14 protein-coding genes and 4 pseudogenes are annotated in these 17857 nt (G+C 72.4%); 7 read left to right on the top strand and 11 right to left on the bottom strand.

Features of this window, described 5'->3' with window-relative positions; all coding sequences use genetic code 11:
* The first annotated feature begins 261 nt into the window (after positions 1 to 261).
* Complete coding sequence (locus ACWEN3_RS21505; protein ID WP_452973276.1) at positions 262 to 1128, top strand: SirB1 family protein; 867 nt, start codon at positions 262 to 264, stop codon at positions 1126 to 1128.
* A 4-nt stretch (positions 1129 to 1132) separates the two neighbouring features.
* Here ACWEN3_RS21505 and ACWEN3_RS21500 read toward each other — a convergent pair whose 3' ends face one another.
* From ACWEN3_RS21500 to ACWEN3_RS21480, 5 genes and pseudogenes are all read right to left on the bottom strand, one after another.
* Positions 1133 to 1747 (bottom strand): response regulator, encoded by a 615-nt coding sequence (locus ACWEN3_RS21500; protein WP_452973274.1) that lies wholly within the window; start codon positions 1745 to 1747, stop codon positions 1133 to 1135.
* Positions 1744 to 2934, bottom strand: a complete 1191-nt coding sequence (locus ACWEN3_RS21495; protein WP_452973271.1) for a sensor histidine kinase — start codon at positions 2932 to 2934, stop codon at positions 1744 to 1746. The genes ACWEN3_RS21500 and ACWEN3_RS21495 overlap by 4 nt, the downstream gene beginning before the upstream one ends.
* Before the next feature lie 5 nt (positions 2935 to 2939).
* Positions 2940 to 3680: an ABC transporter permease gene (locus tag ACWEN3_RS21490; protein ID WP_452973269.1), complete on the bottom strand. Its 741-nt coding sequence runs from the start codon at positions 3678 to 3680 to the stop codon at positions 2940 to 2942.
* Positions 3677 to 4525, bottom strand: a pseudogene (locus ACWEN3_RS21485) (ABC transporter ATP-binding protein); the annotation flags it as partial. The pseudogene ACWEN3_RS21485 and the gene ACWEN3_RS21490, both read right to left, overlap by 4 nt.
* Positions 4526 to 4746: 221 nt before the next feature.
* Positions 4747 to 6057, bottom strand: a pseudogene (locus ACWEN3_RS21480) (hypothetical protein); the annotation flags it as partial.
* A gap of 4 nt (positions 6058 to 6061) precedes the next feature.
* Here ACWEN3_RS21480 and ACWEN3_RS21475 point away from each other — a divergent pair.
* Together ACWEN3_RS21475 and ACWEN3_RS21470 are read left to right on the top strand one after the other, a co-directional pair.
* Positions 6062 to 6301 (top strand): annotated as a pseudogene (locus ACWEN3_RS21475) (SAM-dependent methyltransferase); the annotation flags it as partial.
* A 120-nt stretch (positions 6302 to 6421) separates the two neighbouring features.
* Positions 6422 to 7123, top strand: coding sequence for an SDR family oxidoreductase (locus tag ACWEN3_RS21470; RefSeq protein ID WP_452973267.1), 702 nt, complete (start codon positions 6422 to 6424; stop codon positions 7121 to 7123).
* A 13-nt stretch (positions 7124 to 7136) separates the two neighbouring features.
* On the opposite strand, the gene ACWEN3_RS21465 is transcribed toward ACWEN3_RS21470, so the two are convergent.
* Positions 7137 to 7832, bottom strand: coding sequence for a glycoside hydrolase family 75 protein (locus ACWEN3_RS21465; protein ID WP_452973265.1), 696 nt, complete (start codon positions 7830 to 7832; stop codon positions 7137 to 7139).
* Positions 7833 to 8011: 179 nt separating this feature from the next.
* Here ACWEN3_RS21465 and ACWEN3_RS21460 point away from each other — a divergent pair, with 179 nt between their 5' ends.
* The gene (locus ACWEN3_RS21460; protein ID WP_452973262.1) at positions 8012 to 8599 is read left to right on the top strand and encodes a hypothetical protein; all 588 of its coding nucleotides are present in this window, start codon (positions 8012 to 8014) and stop codon (positions 8597 to 8599) included.
* A 77-nt stretch (positions 8600 to 8676) separates the two neighbouring features.
* Here ACWEN3_RS21460 and ACWEN3_RS21455 read toward each other — a convergent pair whose 3' ends face one another.
* From ACWEN3_RS21455 to ACWEN3_RS21445, 3 genes are all read right to left on the bottom strand, one after another.
* Entirely contained in the window at positions 8677 to 9513 is an 837-nt protein-coding gene (locus tag ACWEN3_RS21455) for an aldo/keto reductase (protein ID WP_452973259.1), read from the bottom strand.
* 151 nt (positions 9514 to 9664) lie between these two features.
* Positions 9665 to 11491 (bottom strand): AMP-dependent synthetase/ligase, encoded by a 1827-nt coding sequence (locus ACWEN3_RS21450; RefSeq protein WP_452973257.1) that lies wholly within the window; start codon positions 11489 to 11491, stop codon positions 9665 to 9667.
* A 271-nt stretch (positions 11492 to 11762) separates the two neighbouring features.
* Entirely contained in the window at positions 11763 to 12632 is an 870-nt protein-coding gene (locus tag ACWEN3_RS21445; protein WP_452973254.1) for a LysR substrate-binding domain-containing protein, read from the bottom strand.
* A gap of 143 nt (positions 12633 to 12775) precedes the next feature.
* Here ACWEN3_RS21445 and ACWEN3_RS21440 point away from each other — a divergent pair, with 143 nt between their 5' ends.
* The gene (locus ACWEN3_RS21440) at positions 12776 to 13804 is read left to right on the top strand and encodes a bile acid:sodium symporter family protein (protein ID WP_452973251.1); all 1029 of its coding nucleotides are present in this window, start codon (positions 12776 to 12778) and stop codon (positions 13802 to 13804) included.
* Here ACWEN3_RS21440 and ACWEN3_RS21435 read toward each other — a convergent pair.
* Positions 13754 to 15631: an exo-alpha-sialidase gene (locus ACWEN3_RS21435; protein WP_452973249.1), complete on the bottom strand. Its 1878-nt coding sequence runs from the start codon at positions 15629 to 15631 to the stop codon at positions 13754 to 13756. The genes ACWEN3_RS21440 and ACWEN3_RS21435 overlap by 51 nt on opposite strands.
* Positions 15632 to 15737: 106 nt before the next feature.
* Positions 15738 to 16655 carry a quinone oxidoreductase family protein gene (locus ACWEN3_RS21430; protein ID WP_452973247.1) on the bottom strand — a complete coding sequence of 306 codons (918 nt, stop codon included), beginning with the start codon at positions 16653 to 16655 and terminating at the stop codon, positions 15738 to 15740.
* Positions 16656 to 16778: 123 nt separating this feature from the next.
* Between ACWEN3_RS21430 and ACWEN3_RS21425 the strand changes: the two genes are divergently transcribed.
* Both ACWEN3_RS21425 and ACWEN3_RS21420 read left to right on the top strand, forming a co-directional pair.
* On the top strand, positions 16779 to 17216 hold the full coding sequence (locus ACWEN3_RS21425) for a MarR family winged helix-turn-helix transcriptional regulator (RefSeq protein ID WP_452973244.1): 438 nt from the start codon (positions 16779 to 16781) through the stop codon (positions 17214 to 17216).
* Between the two features lie 19 nt (positions 17217 to 17235).
* Positions 17236 to 17760 (top strand): annotated as a pseudogene (locus ACWEN3_RS21420) (isochorismatase family protein); the annotation flags it as partial.
* Positions 17761 to 17857: the final 97 nt, after the last annotated feature.

Genomic DNA, 17857 nt, shown 5'->3' with positions numbered 1-17857 from the left:
CCATTGCCTGGGAGGGCGCTCATGCATTGGCGGCGACGCCTCCTTATATGGATGGCAGTCAAAAACTTCCCCGGCATCCATCTCAAGCCTCTACACCGCCCTGGGCTTCGCGCCGCACCACACCTACCACCACTACCGGGAGCCGCGGACGGCGGACGACCCCCTTCCCGCCCCGGACGCCGCGGCCGGGGAGTCTCAGGAGCACGATGGTTTCGGTGGTGGACGGTCGTAGGAATCCCCTTGGAAGGGCATGAGCCTGGCATGCGTCACCCGTATCTGCCGCCCCCGTACCCGCCCCCGCCGGAACGGTCCGCCGAGCTGCGCCGGCGGTTCGCCGAGGAGGCCCGGTCCGAGCGGCCGGATCTGTCGGCGCTGTGCCTGCTGATCGGAGCGGAGGCGGACGGCTCGCTCGACGAGACCGGGATCGACGCGGCACAGGCGGAGCTGGACGGGCTCGCGGGCGAGCTGCCGTACCGGCCCGGCGGCCCGCGCGCGTGGGCGGAGGCCGTGTGCCGGCTGCTCGGCGAGCACTACGGCTTCCACGGCGCGCCCGCCGACTACCAGCGGCTGGAGTCCTCGCTGCTGCACGAGGTGCTGCGGCGCCGGCGCGGGCTGCCGATCCTGCTGTCGGTGGTGTGGCTGGAGGTCGCCCGCAGGGCGGGGGCCCCGGTGTACGGCGTGGCGCTGCCGGGACACTTCGTGGTCGGGTTCGGGACGGCCGGGGAGCAGGTGCTGGTCGATCCGTTCGAGAGCGGCCGGGTGCTGACCGGCGCCGACGCCGAGCTGCTGGTGGCGGGGGCCACCGGGGCGCCGCTGGATCCCCGGATGCTGGAGCCCGCGACGCCGCTGGAGGTCGTGCAGCGGATCCTGAACAACATCCGGGCGTGGGCCGCGGCCCGGCCCGAGCGGTCGGACGTCGCCCTGCGGGCGGTGGACCTGGCCCTGCTGATCCCCGCGCACCCGGCCCGGCTGCGCTACGAGCGCGGGCAACTCCTCGTGCAGCGGGGGCGGTTCACCGACGGCGCCGAGGAGCTGGACGCCTATGCCGACCTGATCGAGGTCGTCGACGAGCCGGCCGCCGAGAAGGTACGGCAGCAGGCGCGCACGGCACGCTCGAAGCTCAACTGACCCCTCAGAGCCAGCCCTTCTCCCGGGCGATCCGCACCGCCTCCGCCCGGTTGCGGACCGCCAGCTTCTGGATGGCCGTGGAGAGGTAGTTGCGGACCGTGCCCTGGGAGAGGTGGAGGGCGCCGGCCAGCTCGGCGTTGGTGGAGCCGTCGGCCGCCGCGCGCAGCACCTCGCGTTCGCGGTCGGTGAGCGGGTTGGCTCCCTCGGCGAGCGCGGCGGCGGCCAGCGTGGGGTCGATGACCCGCTCGCCGGAGAGCACCTTGCGCACCGCGTCGGCGAGTTGGGCCGCGGGGGCGTCCTTGACGAGGAAGGCGTCGGCGCCCGCCTCCATGGCGCTGCGCAGATAGCCGGGACGGCCGAAGGTGGTGAGGACGACCAGCTTGACCCGCGGGAACTCCCGGTGGACCTGGGCGGCCGCCTCGATGCCGGTGCAGCCCGGCATCTCGATGTCGAGCAGCGCCACGTCCACGCCGTGCGCGCCGACGGCCCCGAGCACCTCGTCCCCGCGGGCGACCTGGGCGACGACCTCGATGTCGTCCTCCAGACCGAGCAGCGCGGCCAGCGCCTCGCGGACCATCGACTGGTCCTCCGCCAGCAGGACCTTGATCGTGCTCGTCATGCCCCGGATACTACGTCCACCTGGGTGGCCGTGGGCACGCGGGCGACCAGCCGGAACCCGTGCCGCACACGGCCCGCCTCCAGGCTTCCGCCGGCCTTCTCCAGACGCTCGGTCAGGCCGGTCAGACCGTTGCCCGGACCGCCGCCGGAACCCCCGGATCCGTTGTCCTCGACGGTGAGTTCGAGCACCGGGCCGTCCAGGGTCTGGCGGTGCACCAGCTCGATCACGCACCGGTCGGCGCCGCTGTGCCGGACCACGTTGGTGACCGCCTCGCGCAGCGCCCAGGCGAGGGCGGACTCGGCCTGCTGGGGCACGCCCGCGAGGTCCGGTTCGGCGGGGATCTCGGCGGTGACCCCGGCCGCGGTGAGGGCGACCTGGGTGCCGGCGAGTTCGGCGGCGAGCCGGGGGCGCCGGTAGCCGGTGACCGCCTCGCGGACGTCGACCAGGGCCTGCCGGCTGACCTGTTCGATGTCGGCGACCTGCTGGGCCGCCTTGTCGGGGTGACCGGGCAGCATCCGCCCGGCCAGCTCGCTCTTCAGCGTGATCAGCGACAGCGAGTGGCCGAGCAGGTCGTGCAGGTCGCGGGCGAGGCGCAGCCGCTCCTCGTTGGCGGCGAGCTGGGCGACGGTGGCCCGGGCCTTGCGCAACTCGATCGTCGTACGGACCAGTTGGCCGACGCCGACCATCGCGAACCCGATGAGGACCACGAGGACCAGGAAGTCGCCCGCCTCCTGCCCGTTGTACAGCCCGACGAGGAACATCGCCACGCCCGTGGCCGGGATCGCCCAGTACGCCGCCCGGACCGGCAGGGTCGCCCCGCAGGCCACCGAGAGGTAGACGAAGAGCCCGAGCCAGGCGTCGCCCAGGGTGAGGGCCAGCGCGGGGGCCAGCACGCCGAGGACCGACAGCAGGGAGACGACGGTCCGCGGCGCGAAGGGCCGGCCCATGTTGCGGAAGACCAGCGTCAGGTAGGCCCCGACGAAGGCGGCGAGGCCGAGCGCGCCGGCCACGGTGGCACCGGTGGTGTGGCGGCCGCCGGTCAGGTCCTGGATCGGCGAGCTGAGGAAGATCAGCCAGACGCCGATCCACAGCACCTTCACGCGCACCTCGCGCCGGCCGCGGGGCCCTTGGCCGATCATCACCTGGTGCTCCGGCCGCCTCTCGCGGACCTGTGGGTCTTCCGTCATGGTGCTCACGCCTTCAGCGTGTCCTTCCGGTACAGCCAGGCCGCGCCGCCCGCGAAGAGGACGAAGTAGGCGGCGAGGACGGCGATGTCCGTGGTGTTCGGGGCCTGGCTCTGTTCGACCGCCCGCCCCAGTGCAGCGTACGCGTGCGTCGGCAGCCACTTCGCGATGTCCTGCAGGAACTGCGGGAAGGTCGTGGACGGCATCCACAGGCCGCCGAGGATCGACAGACCGAAGTAGACGATCATCGTGATCGGGCGGACCGCGTCCCCGGAGGCCACGTAGCCGATGGCGACGCCGAGCGCCGCGAAGACGAGGCTGCCGGCCCAGATGACGCCGGTGAGCGCGAGCCACTGCCATGCGTCCAGGCGTACGTGCTTGACGGCGGCGGCGACGATGAACACCACGACGATCGAGGGCAGGCTCACCACGGCCGCGCCGGCGGTCTTGGCGAGGACGTAGCCGCGTCCGGGCAGCGGGGTCAGCCGCAGCTGCCGCACCCAGCCGCTCTCGCGCTCCTTGGCGATGCGCTCGCTGTTGCCCATGAGGACGGCGGTCAGGGCGCCGAAGGAGGCCATGGAGACCATCAGGTAGGTGGCGACGGTCAGGCCGGTGTCGTCGACCTTCTGGCCGGAGCCGGAGCTGCTGGAGAAGATCAGGTAGATGAACGAGGGGTAGAGCACCGAGAAGAACAGGAACTTCTTGTTCCGCAGTGCGCGGGTCAGTTCCAGCTTGATCAGCGAGTTCATGACTGCTTGGCCTCCTCGGCCTCCGTGATGGCGACGAAGGCCTGCTCCAGGCCGAGGCCGGCGACTTCGAGGTTGTGGGGGTAGACACCGAGGCCGTACAGGGCGTGCACGGTGGCGTCGGCGTCGGAGGACTGGATGCGGACGGTCTGGCCCGACACGTCGACCGACGTGAGGCACGGCAGGGCGCGCAGGGCGGCCTCGTCGATCTCGCCCTCCAGGTCGAAGGCGAGCCGGCGGGCGCCCGCCTTGGCCTTGATCTCGGCGGCGGTGCCGTCGGCGAGGAGCCGGCCGCGGTGCAGCACCAGGACCCGGTCGGCGATGGCGTCGGCCTCTTCGAGGTAGTGCGTGGCGAAGAGGACCGTACGGCCCTGGTCGGCCTGCTCGCGCATGGTGGCCCAGAAGGACTGGCGGGCGGAGACGTCCATGCCCGTCGTCGGCTCGTCCAGGATGATCAGGTCGCTGTCGCCGGCGGTGGCGAGGGCGAAGCGGACCCGCTGCGCCTGGCCGCCGGACAGCTTGTTGACCTTGCGGTCGGCGATCTGCGTGATGCCCGCGCGGGCCATCACGTCGGCGGGCTTGTACGGCTTCGGGTGCAGCGAGCAGGAGAGCTTCACCAGTTCGGCCACGGTGACCTCGTCCATCAGGCCGCCGCTCTGCAGCATGGCGCCGACCCGCCCGGCGACGATCGCCTCGCGCGGGCTGCCGCCGAACAGGCTCACCGTGCCGCCGTCCGGGTGCTTGAGGCCGAGGAGCAGGTCGAGCGTGGTGGACTTGCCGGCCCCGTTCGGGCCGAGGAGGGCGACGGTCTCCCCCGGGTACAGCCGGAGCGAGAGGCCGTCGACGGCCCGCACGGCCCCGTACGTCTTGGTCACCTGGTCGAACCCGACCACCGGGGTGGTGGTGGGCGGCGCCACTGTCGTTGTCATGTTCCCCATCGTGGCGGTGCGGGGCCCGGCTCCGGCAGTGTCGGCGGTCCCGAGAGCCGGATGACAGATGTCATGCCACGGGGATGACACGCGCGCGGGGGGCGCCCGGCGCGATTGCCGGACGCCCCCGCGCGGTGGCGCTAGTTCGGGTTCGTGCTGATCACGGCGACCCGGTTGGTCCTGCTCGTCAGCGCCTGGCGCAGGGCGCCGTAGACGTCCTGGGGCGTGACCGGCGTCTTCTCGCCGTTGGCCCGGGTGATGAGCACACCGTCGAAGGTCTGGCCGTACAACTGCTTCAGGGCGGCCAGGTCGGGCTTGTCGACCAGCTTGCCGTCGACGGCCGTCACCTTCAGGAACTTCCACAGGGACTTCTGCGGGCTCATCGCGATGGCGTGCGCCGCGTCCGTCCGGACCGTCACGTTGGCCGACATCGCCGGCTTCGCGAACTCCCGCATCTCGCGGTCGACCTCGGCGTTGGGCACCGTCGGCTGCCTGGTGCTCGCCGGGACGGTCACCGGGGCGGCGTTGCCCGTCTCCACCGCCGTGCGGAAGGCCTGTTCGACCGCCTGGGTCGACTGGGCCGCGTCGATGGCCTTGCCCGCCTTGCCGTACACGGCGACGGCCGCACCGGCCTTGAACGTGATCCCGCCCTCGGTCACCGAGCCGGAGCCGCCGCCGGCCTGGAGGAGGGCGGCCTGCAGCTTCTCCTCGTCGACCGTCATGACCGGATCGACGACGCGCTCCTGGCCGAAGAGGGACCCGATCACGGAGACCGGGTTGTAGTCGCTCTTCGCGGCCTTGCTCGCGGTGGCCTGGAAGTCGAACTGCAGACCGGCGTTCTCCGGGGTGAGGGTGACCGTCCTGCCGCCCACGGCCAGCTTCAGCGGCTTGTTCACGCCGCTGCCGAAGGCGTCGTCGAGCTTCTTGACGGCGTCGTCACGGGTGCCGCCGCCGACGTCGACGCCGAGCACGGTGGTGCCCTTGGGCACGTCGGTGTGGTTCATCAGCAGTCCGGCGCCGTAGACACCGCCCGCGACCATGACCACGCCGACGCCGAGCAGCACCAGCTTGCTGCGGCCCTTCTTCTGCGGCTTGGCCGCCGCCTTGGGCGCGGCGGCCGGCTCCGGCTTGGGGGCCGTGGCCGCGGCCGGGCCGCCGCCGGGTCCGCTCGGGCCGAACGGCGCGCCGCCGGCGCCCGGGACGACCGGGATGCCGCTGGTGACGGTGTGTCCGGAGACGTTGTCCGGGGCGCGGAAGCCGGGCGCGCCCGGTTCGGGGGCCGGTTTCTGCGGGGTGAGGATCGCGGTGTCGTCGCTCAGCCCGCCGCCGGGGGTGAGTCCGGTGGGGCCCGTGCCGAGGGGGGCGCCCGGGGCGCCGGGCCCGCCGAGACCGGTGGGGCCGGTGGGGCCGTCGAGGTCGGCGAGGGCGCTGCGCGGTGCGCCCTGGCCGCCGAAGCACACCGGCACCCGCAGCTTCCTGCTCGATGTGCCCGCTCCCCTCCCGGACCGCGCCCGCGCCTTCGTCGTCGGGGCGCTGACCCGCACCCGCGAGATCCACGCCGACGCCCTGGACGCCGAGGACCGCGCCACCCTCGACCGTCTCCTCGACCCCGACGACCCCGGTAGCCTGCACCGCCGCCCCGATGTCTTCGTGCTCGCGGCCCACACGGTGCACCGGGCGGTACGGCCGGCCTGACCGGTCCCGCCCGGCGCTGTCTGCCGTCGGTGCCGAACCCCCCTTCGCGGAACCGCACTTGACTTGGAGAGCGCTCCAGGTGATGGACTCGCGGTCTCATCGACGCACAGGGGGAACGACGTGAACGACTCTCCGGTCGCACTCATCACCGGCGGCGCCACCGGTATCGGGTCCGCCGTGGCGCGGCAGTTGCTCGGCGCCGGGTACCGGGTCACCGTCACCGGCCGGTCCGAACGGCGGCTGCGCGACTTCGCCGACGGGCTCGGCGATCCGGCGGGGCTGCTGACGGCGCCCGGCAACGCCTCGGCCTTCGACGACGTACGGGACGCGGTCGACCGCACCCTGAAGGCGTACGGCCGCCTGGACACCGTCGTGGCCAACGCCGGCTTCGCCACCCACGACTCGGTCGCCGACGGCGATCCGGCCGGCTGGACCGAGATGGTGCTCACCAACGTCCTCGGCCCGGCGCTGCTCATCCGTGCCTCCGTCGAGGCGCTGAAGGAGTCCCGCGGCCGGATCGTCCTCGTCGGCAGTGTCGCCGGGTTCGTGAACACGCCGGGCAACATCTACGGCGCCACCAAGTGGGCGGTCACCGGACTCGCCGAGAACACCCGGCGCCAGGTCACGGAGTTCGGCGTCGGGGTCACTCTGGTCGCCCCCGGCCGGGTGGAGACCCCGTTCTGGGACGGCAACGGCAGCCTGCCCCCGGGGCCCCTCCTGACCGCCGAGCAGATCGCCGACTCGATCGTCTGGGCGATCCGGCAGCCGGCCGGGGTCGACGTCAACACCGTGGTCGTACGCCCGCTGGGTCAGCCCAACTGACGTACGGCCGAAATCAGTTGTTCTGCAGGAACTGCTGGGCCAGCTGGTTCCCGAGGGAGACCGCCGCGCCGTGGCTCTCGATGGGGGAGACCCTGGAGTTCTTGAACAGGATGTAGGTCACGCCCGAGTCGGCGCCGCCGGTGGCCGGATCGGGGTCGATGCCGAGCGCCTTGGCGGTGGCGTACGACGCCTCGCCGATGATCTTCGTGGGGCCGGTGTCGCCGACGACGGCGTACTCCACCCTGCCGCCGTAGACGACGGCGACCACGCCGCCGCCCCTGATGCCTGAAGCGGAGTAGTTCCAGATGCCGCTGGCGCTCGGCACCACGACGTAGGGCAGCGACTCGGCCTTCAGCGGCTTGCCGTCGGACTGGTGGAAGGCGGTGTCGTCCTGGTACCAGGGGTCGCGGTTCTCGTTGCAGTCGGTGGTGCGCTGGCCGTCGCAGTCGATGTCCATGTCGGCCTTCCAGAACACCGCGCCGTTCTTGCCGCACACGGGGACCGTGGCGGACGTCTCGTCGTCGGTCTTGTACTTGCCGTTGGATATCTGCGAACAGGACTTCACCTTGGCGAGCAGGTCGGCCGCGCTGACCGTGCCCTCCTGGGCGGACTTCGGTGCGGGGGTCGCGGAGGCGTGCGCCGGGAGGAGTCCGGCGGCGAGCAGCGCGGCCCCGGAGGCCGTGGCGAGGGTCAGTGATCGAAGACGCACTGTGGGGGACCCTTCTGTTAGGAAAGTTTCCTTACCGGGTGCCGCCCAAGGTGGACCTGTTTGCATGTCCTCGTCAACCCTCGATCCCCGAACTCCCCGAATCCGCGCGGATTGCGGTGGTTCGCGACCGTGGCGAGACTTGAGGAGGGGGATGTTCCGGACATCCGGAGGCGAGACGCATGTTCGTACGTGCGGTGTACGCGACCGGCGATCCGGCGCACCTGAGCACGGCCGTCCGGGCCCTGAACACCGAGGGGCACGACCTGCTCGAGGAGCGGCCCGGTTACCGGGGCGCGGGCGTCTTCGTCGACCGTGAGCTCGGCAAACTGCTCACGTTGAGCTGGTGGGAGTCCGAGGCGGCGCGGCACAACAGCGACGAGGTGATGCGCGAGCGGCGGCCGGCGCTGCTGCAGCCCTTCGCGGGGACCATGGCGGTCGAGAACTACGAGGTCGCCGTCTTCCACCCCGGGCACCGGCCGGTCACCGGCGGCGGACTAAGGGTCACCAGGGTCGAGTTCGAGCCGGCGGACGCGGATCTCGCCGCCGAGACCTTCCACGCCAATGTGCTGCCGCGGCTGGAGGTCCTGCCCGGTTTCGCCGGGACGGCCCTGTTCCTGGACCGCGAGCGCGGCCGCGGCATGACCGGTGTCATCTTCGCCGACCGTCAGGCGCTGGCCGCGTCCCGCACGGGTCAGGCGGCGGTGCGGCGCGAGGCCGCGGCCAAGGCGCACGTCACCGTGATCGGCCTGGACGTGCGCGCCGACTGAGCGCCCGCCCGCGGGGCGGCGCGCGGCCGTCCGCACCCGCCGCTCGGGCGGGAGGGACGGCTCGGCGGGCCGGGGAATCAGCCCAGGTCGAAGGCGGCCGGGTCGGGGCCCAGGCGCCGGTCCTCGTTGAGCGCGCTGATCGCCGCGAGGTCCTCGTCGTCCAGGCTGAAGTCGAACACCTCGATGTTCTCCTTGATCCGGGACGGCGTCACGGACTTGGGGATCACCACGTTTCCGAGCTGGACGTGCCAGCGCAGCACCACCTGGGCCGGGGTGCGGTTGTGCTTCTGCGCGATCGCCACGATCGCCGGCACCTCCAGCAGGCCCTTGCCCTGGCCGAGCGGCGACCAGGCCTCGGTCGCGATGCCCTGCTCGGCGTGGAACTCCCGGGCGGCGTGCTGCTGCAGATGCGGGTGCAGCTCGATCTGGTTGACCGCCGGGATGACGGAGGTCTGCGAGATCAGCCGCTCCAGGTGCTCGGGAAGGAAGTTGGACACGCCGATGGCACGGGTCCGGCCGTCGGCGAGCAGCTTCTCGAACGCCTTGTAGCTGTCGAGGTACTTGTCCCGGGACGGCAGCGGCCAGTGGATCAGGTACAGGTCGACGTGGTCGAGACCCAGCTTCTCCAGCGACGCGTCGAAGGCGCGCAGCGTGGAGTCGTACCCCTGGTCGCTGTTCCAGAGCTTGGTGGTGACGAAGACGTCCTCACGCTTGAGGCCGGAGGAGGCGATGGCCTTGCCGGTGCCCTCCTCGTTGCCGTAGATCGCGGCTGTGTCGATGCTGCGGTACCCGGCCTCCAGCGCCGTGGCGACGGCCCGCTCGGCCTCGTCGTCCGGCACCTGCCACACGCCGAAGCCCAGCTGGGGCATCTCGACGCCGTTGTTGAGGATGATCGGGGGGACCTTGCTGCTCACGAGCTTCCTGATCCTTAGGTTGTCGACAGGTGGTACTCCCATCGTCAACGATCACACACGCCGATGCATTCCTGCCCCGCGGATCCGGTGTGACCGACCGGCGAGTCGGTCAGCGGAGCGAAGAATGGCCGAAAACGCGCCGACGTCGTCGTCACGTCCGGTAGAGGGCCTCGACCTCACCGTCGTACGCCTTCTCGATCGCCTTGCGCTTCAGCTTCAACGACGGTGTGAGCAGGCCGTGTTCCTCGGTGAACGGCTGCGCCAGGATGCGGAAGGTGCGGATCGACTCGGCTTGGGAGACGAGGGTGTTGGCGGCGACCACCGCACGGCGCACCTCCGTCTCCAGGTCCGGGTCGCGCACCAGCTGGGCCGGTGCCATCGGCGGCTTGCCGCGCATCTGCAGCCAGTGCTCGACCGCTTCCTGGTCGAGGGTGACCAGGGCGGCGATGTAGGGGCGGTCGTTGCCGACCACGATGCACTGGCTCACCAGCGGATGATCACGGACCCGCTCCTCCAGCACGCCGGGGGAGACGCTCTTGCCGCCGGAGGTGACGAGGATCTCCTTCTTGCGGCCGGTGATGGTCAGATAGCCGTCCTCGTCCAGGGAGCCGAGGTCGCCGGTGGCCAGCCAGCCGTCGTGCAGGGACTGGTCGGTGGCCTTGGGGTTGTTGAGGTAGCCCTGGAAGATGTTGCCGCCGTGCAGCCAGATCTCCCCGTCGTCGGCGATGTGCACGGTCGTCCCGGGTATGGCCTGGCCGACCGTGCCGTAGCGGGTGCGCTCGGGCGGGTTCGCCGTCGCCGCGGCCGTCGACTCGGTCAGGCCGTAGCCCTCGTAGACCTGCACGCCCGCGCCCGCGAAGAACAGGCCCAGCCGGCGGTCCATCCCCGAGCCGCCGGACATCGCGTTGCGGATCCGGCCGCCCATCGCCGCGCGCACCTTCGTGTACACGAGCTTGTCGAAGAACTGGTGCTGCATGCGCAGCCCCGCCGACGGGCCGGGCCCGATGCCCCAGGCCTTGGCCTCCACCGCCTCCGCGTACTTCACCGCGATGTCGACCGCCTTCTCGAACGGCCCCGACTTGCCCTCCTTCTCCGCCTTGCGCCGGGAGGCGTTGAAGACCTTCTCGAAGATGTACGGCACGGCGAGGATGAAGGTCGGCCTGAACGCCTGGAGGTCGGGCAGCAGGGCGGCCGCGTTCAGCTGCGGCTGATGGCCGAGGCGGACCTTGCCGCGGATGGTGGCGACCTCCACCATCCGCCCGAAGACATGCGCGAGCGGCAGGAACAGCAGGGTCGACGCCTCGTCGCCCTTCTTGGAGTGGAACACCGGCTCCCAGCGGCCGACCACGCTGTCCGCCTCGACCATGAAGTTCCCGTGCGAGAGCACACAGCCCTTGGGGCGGCCCGTCGTGCCCGAGGTGTAGATGATGGTGGCGACCGAGTCCGGGGTGACCGCCTGCCGGTGCCGGTCCACCACCTCGTCGTCCACGTGCGCGCCCGCGTCGTAGAGCTCCTGCACGCAGCCCGCGTCCAGCTGCCACAGCTGCCGCAGCTGCGGGAGCCGGTCGATGACGGTGGCGACGGTCATCGCGTGGTCCTCGTGCTCCACGATCGCGGCCGTGCACTCGGAGTCGTACAGCATCCAGAAGCACTGCTCGGCGGAGGACGTGGGGTAGACGGGCACCACCTGGGCGCCGATGGTCCACAGCGCGAAGTCGAACAGGGTCCACTCGTAGCGGGTGCGGGACATGATCGCGACCCGGTCGCCGAACCGGATCCCGCGGGCGAGGAGTCCCTTGGCCAGGGCGAGGACCTCGTCGCGGAACTCGGCGGCGGTCACATCACGCCACTGCCCCGCGGCGTCCTTGCGGCCGAGGGCGGCATACAGCGGGTCCGTCTGAGCATGTTCGAACACCACGTCGGCCAGACCGCCCACCGGCGGTGCCGTCGTGAGCGGCGGGTTGGTGAACTCGCGCAAGCCTCGCTCCCCGTTCCTCGCTCCTTGGTCACGCCCGTGATGCTCGGCACAGCGCCGTGAAAGCTACCCCACCCGTTGACCGGAAGGGAGGGGTGCGGAAACCGAGCAAACCTCACGTTTTTCCCGGCCGGTGACCGGAAAATGCCCTCACATGCGGAAGGGCCGGACACAATACTGACGGGTCAGTAAGTTTCGGTGCCGTAATCTCCACCGAATCTGTACGTGCCGATTACGGCCTCATGCCCCAGGTGGGCGGCCTGTAACGTCCGGGTCAGCGGCCGCGGCGGTGCAGCCGCTCCCCGCCCGCGAGGACGGCCGCCGCCAGCGCGTTCGCCGCGCCCTCCGCCGCGGCCCGGCGGCGGCCGTGGACGAGGACGAAGTCGACTTTGCCCAGTTCGGGCAGGCCCGCGCGGTCCGGGAGGCGGAACAGGCCCGGCGGGATCAGCCGGCGGGAGTGCGCCATCACACCGAGCCCCGCGCGGGCCGCGGCGATCAGCCCGTTGAGGCTGCCGCTCGTGCACACGATCCGCCAGTCACGGCCCTCCCGCTCCAGGGCCTCCAGGGCGCGCGCCCGGGTGAGGCCGGGCGGCGGGTAGACGATCAGCGGCACCGGCCGGTCGGCGTCCAGGCGCAGCCGCTCGGCGCCGATCCACACCAGGTCGTCGCGCCAGACCAGCGAACCGCGTGGGTCCTCCGGGCGGCGCTTGGCCAGCACCAGGTCGAGCTTCCCGGCCGCCAGCTGCTCGTGCAGGGTCCCGGACAGCTCCACCGTCAGCTCCAGGTCGACCTCGGGGTGGTCGTAGCGGAAGCCCTCCAGGATCTCCGGCAGCCGGGTGAGGACGAAGTCCTCCGAGGCGCCGAACCGCAGCCTTCCCCGCACCCGGGTGCCGGTGAAGAACGCCGTCGCCTGCTCGTGCACCTCCAGGATCCGGCGCGCGAAGCCCAGCATCGCCTCGCCGTCCTCGGTCAGCTCCACGGAGTGGGTGTCCCGGGCGAACAGCTGGCGCCCGGCCGCGTCCTCCAGCCGGCGCACGTGCTGGCTGACCGTGGACTGGCGCAGCCCGAGCCGCCGGGCCGCCTGCGTGAAGCTGAGCGTCTGGGCGACCGCGAGGAAGGTGCGCAGGTGCGTCGGGTCGTACACGGTCCGAGCCTATCGCCGATCGTGATGACAGTCAGAGTGGTATGTGGGATTCCCGATCGAGGCGGGGGAGAGGACGATGGAGAGGGGCCCTGCGGGCCCGGAACCGGACGAGAACAAGAGCGACGCACAGTAATCGGAGCACCGTGAAAAGCCTGCGCTGGCCGAGTTGGATGCCGATCGACCCGTACATCGTGCTGCTGCTCGGGACGGTCGGCCTCGCCGCGCTGTTCCCGGCCCACGGGACGGGCGCCGACGTGGCCTCGGGCGCGTCGACGGCCGCGATCGCCTTCCTCTTCTTCCTCTACGGCGCCCGGCTGTCCACCCGTGAGGCGGTCGACGGACTCCGCCACTGGCGGCTCCACGTCACCGTGCTGGCCTGTACGTTCGTCGTCTTCCCCGTGCTGGGGCTGGGCGCGCGCGGGCTGGTGCCGGTGCTGCTGACCCAGCCGCTCTACCAGGGCCTGCTGTTCCTGACGCTGGTGCCGTCCACGATCCAGTCGTCCATCGCCTTCACCTCGATCGCGCGCGGAAACGTGCCCGCCGCGATCTGCGCGGGCTCCTTCTCCTCCCTGGTCGGCATCGTCGTCACACCGCTGCTGGCGGCCGGGCTGCTGGGCAACAGCGGCGGCGGGTTCTCCGCCGACTCGCTGGTGAAGATCGTGCTGCAACTCCTGGTGCCGTTCCTCGCCGGGCAGGTGCTGCGGCGGTGGATCGGCGGCTTCGTCGCCCGGCACAAGAAGGGCCTCGGCCTCGTCGACCGCGGCTCGATCCTGCTGGTCGTCTACACCGCCTTCAGCGAGGGCATGACCCAGGGCATATGGCACCAGGTCAGCCCCGTGCGGCTCGGCATGCTGCTCGCCGTCGAGGCCGCGCTGCTGGCCGTGATGCTCGTGCTGACCTGGTACGGCGGCAGGGCGCTCGGTTTCGGCCGGGAGGACCGGATCGCCATCCAGTTCGCCGGCTCCAAGAAGTCCCTCGCCTCGGGGCTGCCCATGGCGAGCGTCCTGTTCGGCGCCCACGCCTCCCTGGCCGTGCTGCCGCTGATGCTCTTCCACCAGATGCAGCTGATGGTCTGCGCGGTCATCGCCAAGCGCCGGGCCCACGACCCGGAGTCCGCGGGGTCAGCCGCGGACACGGTCCAGGGGCAGCCAAAGGACCGTGTCCTTAGGTGACCGCAGCACCCTCGGGTCCGACAGCTCCTGGTCGGTCAGTGCCCGGTCCCACACGCGCACCTCGTCGATCGCCCCGGTGAGGAACGCCCGGCCGTCCATGCGCTGACCGATGTGCACGCCGAACGGCGAGTCACGGCTGACCGAGCCCGGCACGTCGGCGGCGGAGGACTCCGCGCCGTCCACGGACAGCGACAGCCGGCCGCCGCCTCTGCGCAGGACCGCGTGATGCCATGCGCCGTCGTTGTACGCGCTGCCCGTGCGGACGTACGCGGTCCGCGGGGCCGCCGCGCCGTCCCGCGCGGTGATCAGGCCCTGGAGCCGGTCGTTCGCCGGCTCCCCGCGCAGCCACACCTGGGGCTCGCCGGCGCCGGCGCCGCCCATCCACAGCAGCGGCTGCTCCCCGGTCGCCGCCGTGTACCGGAACCACAGGGAGGCCGTGAAGTCCGCGGTCCCCAGCGGCAGCCGGGAGCTGTACGGCAGCCGTACGGCGTCGTCGGCGCCGTCGAAGGCGAGTGCGCCGCCGACGACCCCGTCCGTCTCCCGCGCACCGCCGAGCACCGCGGCCGGCCGGGCGCCGGGGGCCAGGTCGGCGGTGACCGGATCGGGGCCCCGGCGCGGGGCGAGCCAGTCCTCGGTGAAGCGGGCGAAGCGGATCTCGTCGCGGGCGTCCACCGCCCCGCCCTCGTAGACCAGGCCCACCGTGTCCCGGTCCACGCGCACCAGGTCGGAGTAGCCGGACCAGTCCGCGGTGACGACCGTGCCGCGGTCCACGCCGTCCCAGGTGCGGCCGCCGTCGTAGGAGGACCGGATCATCATCGTGCGCCGCCGTTCGGGGTCGCCGGGGCAGGCCAGCAGGATGCGGTCGCCCAGCCGCAGCAGCGACGCCTGCACCTGCGGGGCGTACAGGTCGGGCAGGTCGTGGAAGGGCGCGCTGAAGCTGCCGCCGCCGTCGCGGCTCGTGGTCTGGGTGCGGTGGCCGAGGTCGGTGCCGTCCTGCTCCCGGCCGCTGACCAGGATCGAGCCGTCCTCGCGTTCGGCGAGGGCGAGCTCGGACGGCTTCTGCCGGAAGGTGCCGTCGGCGGCGACGGGCCAGGTGTCGGTGGCGCCGATCCGCCAGTGGCCGCCGTGGTCGTCGCTGACGACGAGCGCCGCGTGGTTGGCGCTGACCCGGCCGCCGTCCCATGTCTCGGCGTTCACCCCGAAGACCAGCCGGCCCGCGTACCGGCCCCGGGCGAGCTGGATGCCGTGCACGGGCCCGGTCGCGTACCAGGAGTTCCAGTCGGCGGGCAGGATCTCGGGGCTCAGATCGCGCGGCGCGGACCAGGTCAGGCCGTCGTCGTCGCTGTACTGCAGATGCGGGGTGCGGTCGCACGGGACCGAGCAGCTCGCGCTGTCCGTGCGGCCCGTGTTGTACGTCTCGGCCAGCCAGATCCGGCCGGTGTCGCGGTCCACGACCGGCGCCGGGTTGCCGTGGGTGTCTCCGGCACCCTCGCTGACGAGACGCAGCGGGCCCCAGGTGCGGCCGCCGTCGGTGGACCGCTTGACCACGATGTCGATGTCGGCCGCGTCCCCGCAGTTGAGCACCCGGCCCTCGGCGAACGCGAGCAGCGTGCCGTCGGTCGTGCGGACCACCGCCGGAATGCGGAAGCAGGCGTAGCCGGGGTCCTGGGAGGCCCTGAACAGGACCTGTTGCTCGAAGCCGGGCGCGCCGGCCGCCGTGCGGGCGTGGGCGGGGTGGGCGGGCAGGACCGGGAGGAGCAGTGCGGCCGCCGCCAGGGTGACGGCGGCGCGAGCGGACCCGAGACGGGCGCGAAGACCTGACGGCACGTGCGACCTGCCCTTCGTCGGCCGGACATCCGGACATCCCACGTCCAACGTGCGCCCGAACGACGGTAGTTGCGCCTCCCGCACCCGACAAGGAGCGTGCGCGCACCTACGGGCGCAGCACCACCTTGCCGAGGTTGGCCCGGGTCTCGATCGCCGCGTGCGCCCGCGCCGCCTCCGCCAGTCCGAACTCCGCGTGCACGGCGGGCCGTACGGCGCCCTCGGCGAACAGCCGCCACAGCTCCTGGCGCCACCGCTCGTACAGCTGGGGCCGGCCCCGGGCGATCAGCGCCATCTGGAAGCCGATCACCGACTTGGCGCCCACCAGCAGGTCGTACGCCCGGACCGTGCCGCCGCCCGAGCTGTAGGCGACCAGTCGGCCGTGCGGGGCGAGGGCGGCGAGGGCGGGGGTGAGCAGGTCGCCGCCGACGGCGTCCAGGACGCAGTCGACCGGCTCCCCCCAGCCGTCCTCGCCGTAGTGCACGCACTCGTCCGCGCCGAGGGAGCGGACGAACTCCGCCTTGGCCGGGTCGGACACGGCGCCCACCACCCGGCCCGCGCCCCGCGCCCGCGCGAGTTGCACCGCGAGGTGCCCGACCCCGCTCGCCGCCGCCGTGACCAGGACCGACTCTCCCGGCTCGGGGCGGGCCGCGGTCAGCGCGCCGAGCGCGACGAGCCCGCTGCGCACCAGCGCGACCGCGTCCACGGCGGTGGCGGCGTCCGGTATCGGAGAGGCCATGGCCTCGTGCAGCACGGCGAAATCGGCGTATCCGTGGCCGAAGCACAACCCGGTCACCCGGTCCCCGGCGCGGAACCGGGTCACCCCCTCGCCGGCCGCCACCACCTCGCCGGCCAGCTCACCGCCCAGTGCGATCGGCTCGGCGGCCTCGGTGACCTTGCGGACCACCGGCAGGGTGACCCCGACCGCCTCGCAGCGCACCAGCAGCTCCCCGGGGCCGGGTTCGGGGACGGGGGCCTCCTCCATGAACAGCGGGCCGCCGGCGGACTCGTACCGGACGCGACGCATCGCACCTCCACAGCCGGGCGGCCCGGCGGATCGACCGTTGGGAACACCCATGAATTCGTTGGGAGCGCCAACGATAGCGAAGGTTCATGGGGACATCCAACGATTCTTGGATAGGCTGCCCCCATGGCCGAAGCACCCCTGCCCGCGATCCGCTCCCTGCCCAGCTGGCTCCTCGGCCGGGCCGCCGCACGGGGCCGCGCCCTGGTCGCCGACGCCCTCGCCGCCGAGGGCCTGAAGATGTGGCACCACGTGGTCCTCTCCGCCGTGCGCGACCTCGCCCCCGTCGCCCAGGCCGACCTCGGTCGCGGCGTGGCCCTCGACCCCAAGGACGTGGTGGGCGTCCTGAACGACCTCCAGTCCGCCGGCCTGGTCGTCCGCGCCCCCGACCCCCGGGACCGGCGCAAGAACGCCGTCTCCCTCACCGACGACGGCGCCCGGCTCCTCGTGCGCTGCGAGCGGGCGGCCCGCGCGGCCAACGACGAGCTGCTCGCCCCGCTGACGGCCGCCGAACGCGATCAGTTCATGGGCCTGTTGATCCGGATTTCCGGCACGGACGGCTGACGGCGGCTAACGTTCCGTCATGACCGCAGCTCCCGTACTCGATCCGCAGCGCACCGCCCTCGTCCTCGTCGACCTGATGGAACGCATCGTCGCGCTGCCCCTGGAACCCCGCAAAGGCTTCGACGCCCTGGCGCGAGCCGAGGAGCTGGCGGCGGGCTTCCGCGCCGCCGGGGCGTCCGTGGCGGTCGTCAGGACCGAACGGCCGGGCGTCGCCGAACAGCCGCCCGGCAGCGGGCTGGTGCCGGGCCTGCTCCGGGACGGCGACGTGGAAGTGGTCAAGCGGACCGTCGGCGCCTTCCGGGACACCGGCCTGGACGAGCGGCTGCGCGAACGCGGCATCACCACCCTGGTGTTCGCCGGCATCGCCACCAACCTCGGCGTCGAGTCCACCGCGCGTGCCGCCGCCGACCTCGGCTACGACCTCGTCTTCGTGGCGGACGCCATGGCCGCGCTCACGGCCGCCGAGCACGAGGCGTCGGTGCGGCTGGACTTCCCGCGGCTGGGCACGGTGGTGACGGCGGCGGACCTGAACTTCACCAACGGCTCCGAAGTACGGGCCGGTGGAGTACCGGGCGACCGTCGGCGGCAAGAAGGTCGCCTACACCTCCCTGCGCTCCTCGTACCTGCACGAGGCCGACTCG

Source organism: Streptomyces sp. NPDC004561 (assembly GCF_053602155.1).
This window is presented reverse-complemented; position numbering and strand designations above follow the sequence as displayed.

What these genes read in the sequence shown, in the direction of transcription:
- ACWEN3_RS21505 (WP_452973276.1), top strand. Translation starts at nt 262, where the DNA reads ATGCGTCACCCGTATCTGCCGCCCCCGTACCCGCCCCCGCCGGAACGG.
- ACWEN3_RS21500 (WP_452973274.1), bottom strand. Translation starts at nt 1,747, where the DNA reads ATGACGAGCACGATCAAGGTCCTGCTGGCGGAGGACCAGTCGATGGTC.
- ACWEN3_RS21495 (WP_452973271.1), bottom strand. Translation starts at nt 2,934, where the DNA reads ATGACGGAAGACCCACAGGTCCGCGAGAGGCGGCCGGAGCACCAGGTG.
- ACWEN3_RS21490 (WP_452973269.1), bottom strand. Translation starts at nt 3,680, where the DNA reads ATGAACTCGCTGATCAAGCTGGAACTGACCCGCGCACTGCGGAACAAG.
- ACWEN3_RS21460 (WP_452973262.1), top strand. Translation starts at nt 8,012, where the DNA reads ATGTTCGTACGTGCGGTGTACGCGACCGGCGATCCGGCGCACCTGAGC.
- ACWEN3_RS21430 (WP_452973247.1), bottom strand. Translation starts at nt 16,655, where the DNA reads ATGCGTCGCGTCCGGTACGAGTCCGCCGGCGGCCCGCTGTTCATGGAG.
- ACWEN3_RS21425 (WP_452973244.1), top strand. Translation starts at nt 16,779, where the DNA reads ATGGCCGAAGCACCCCTGCCCGCGATCCGCTCCCTGCCCAGCTGGCTC.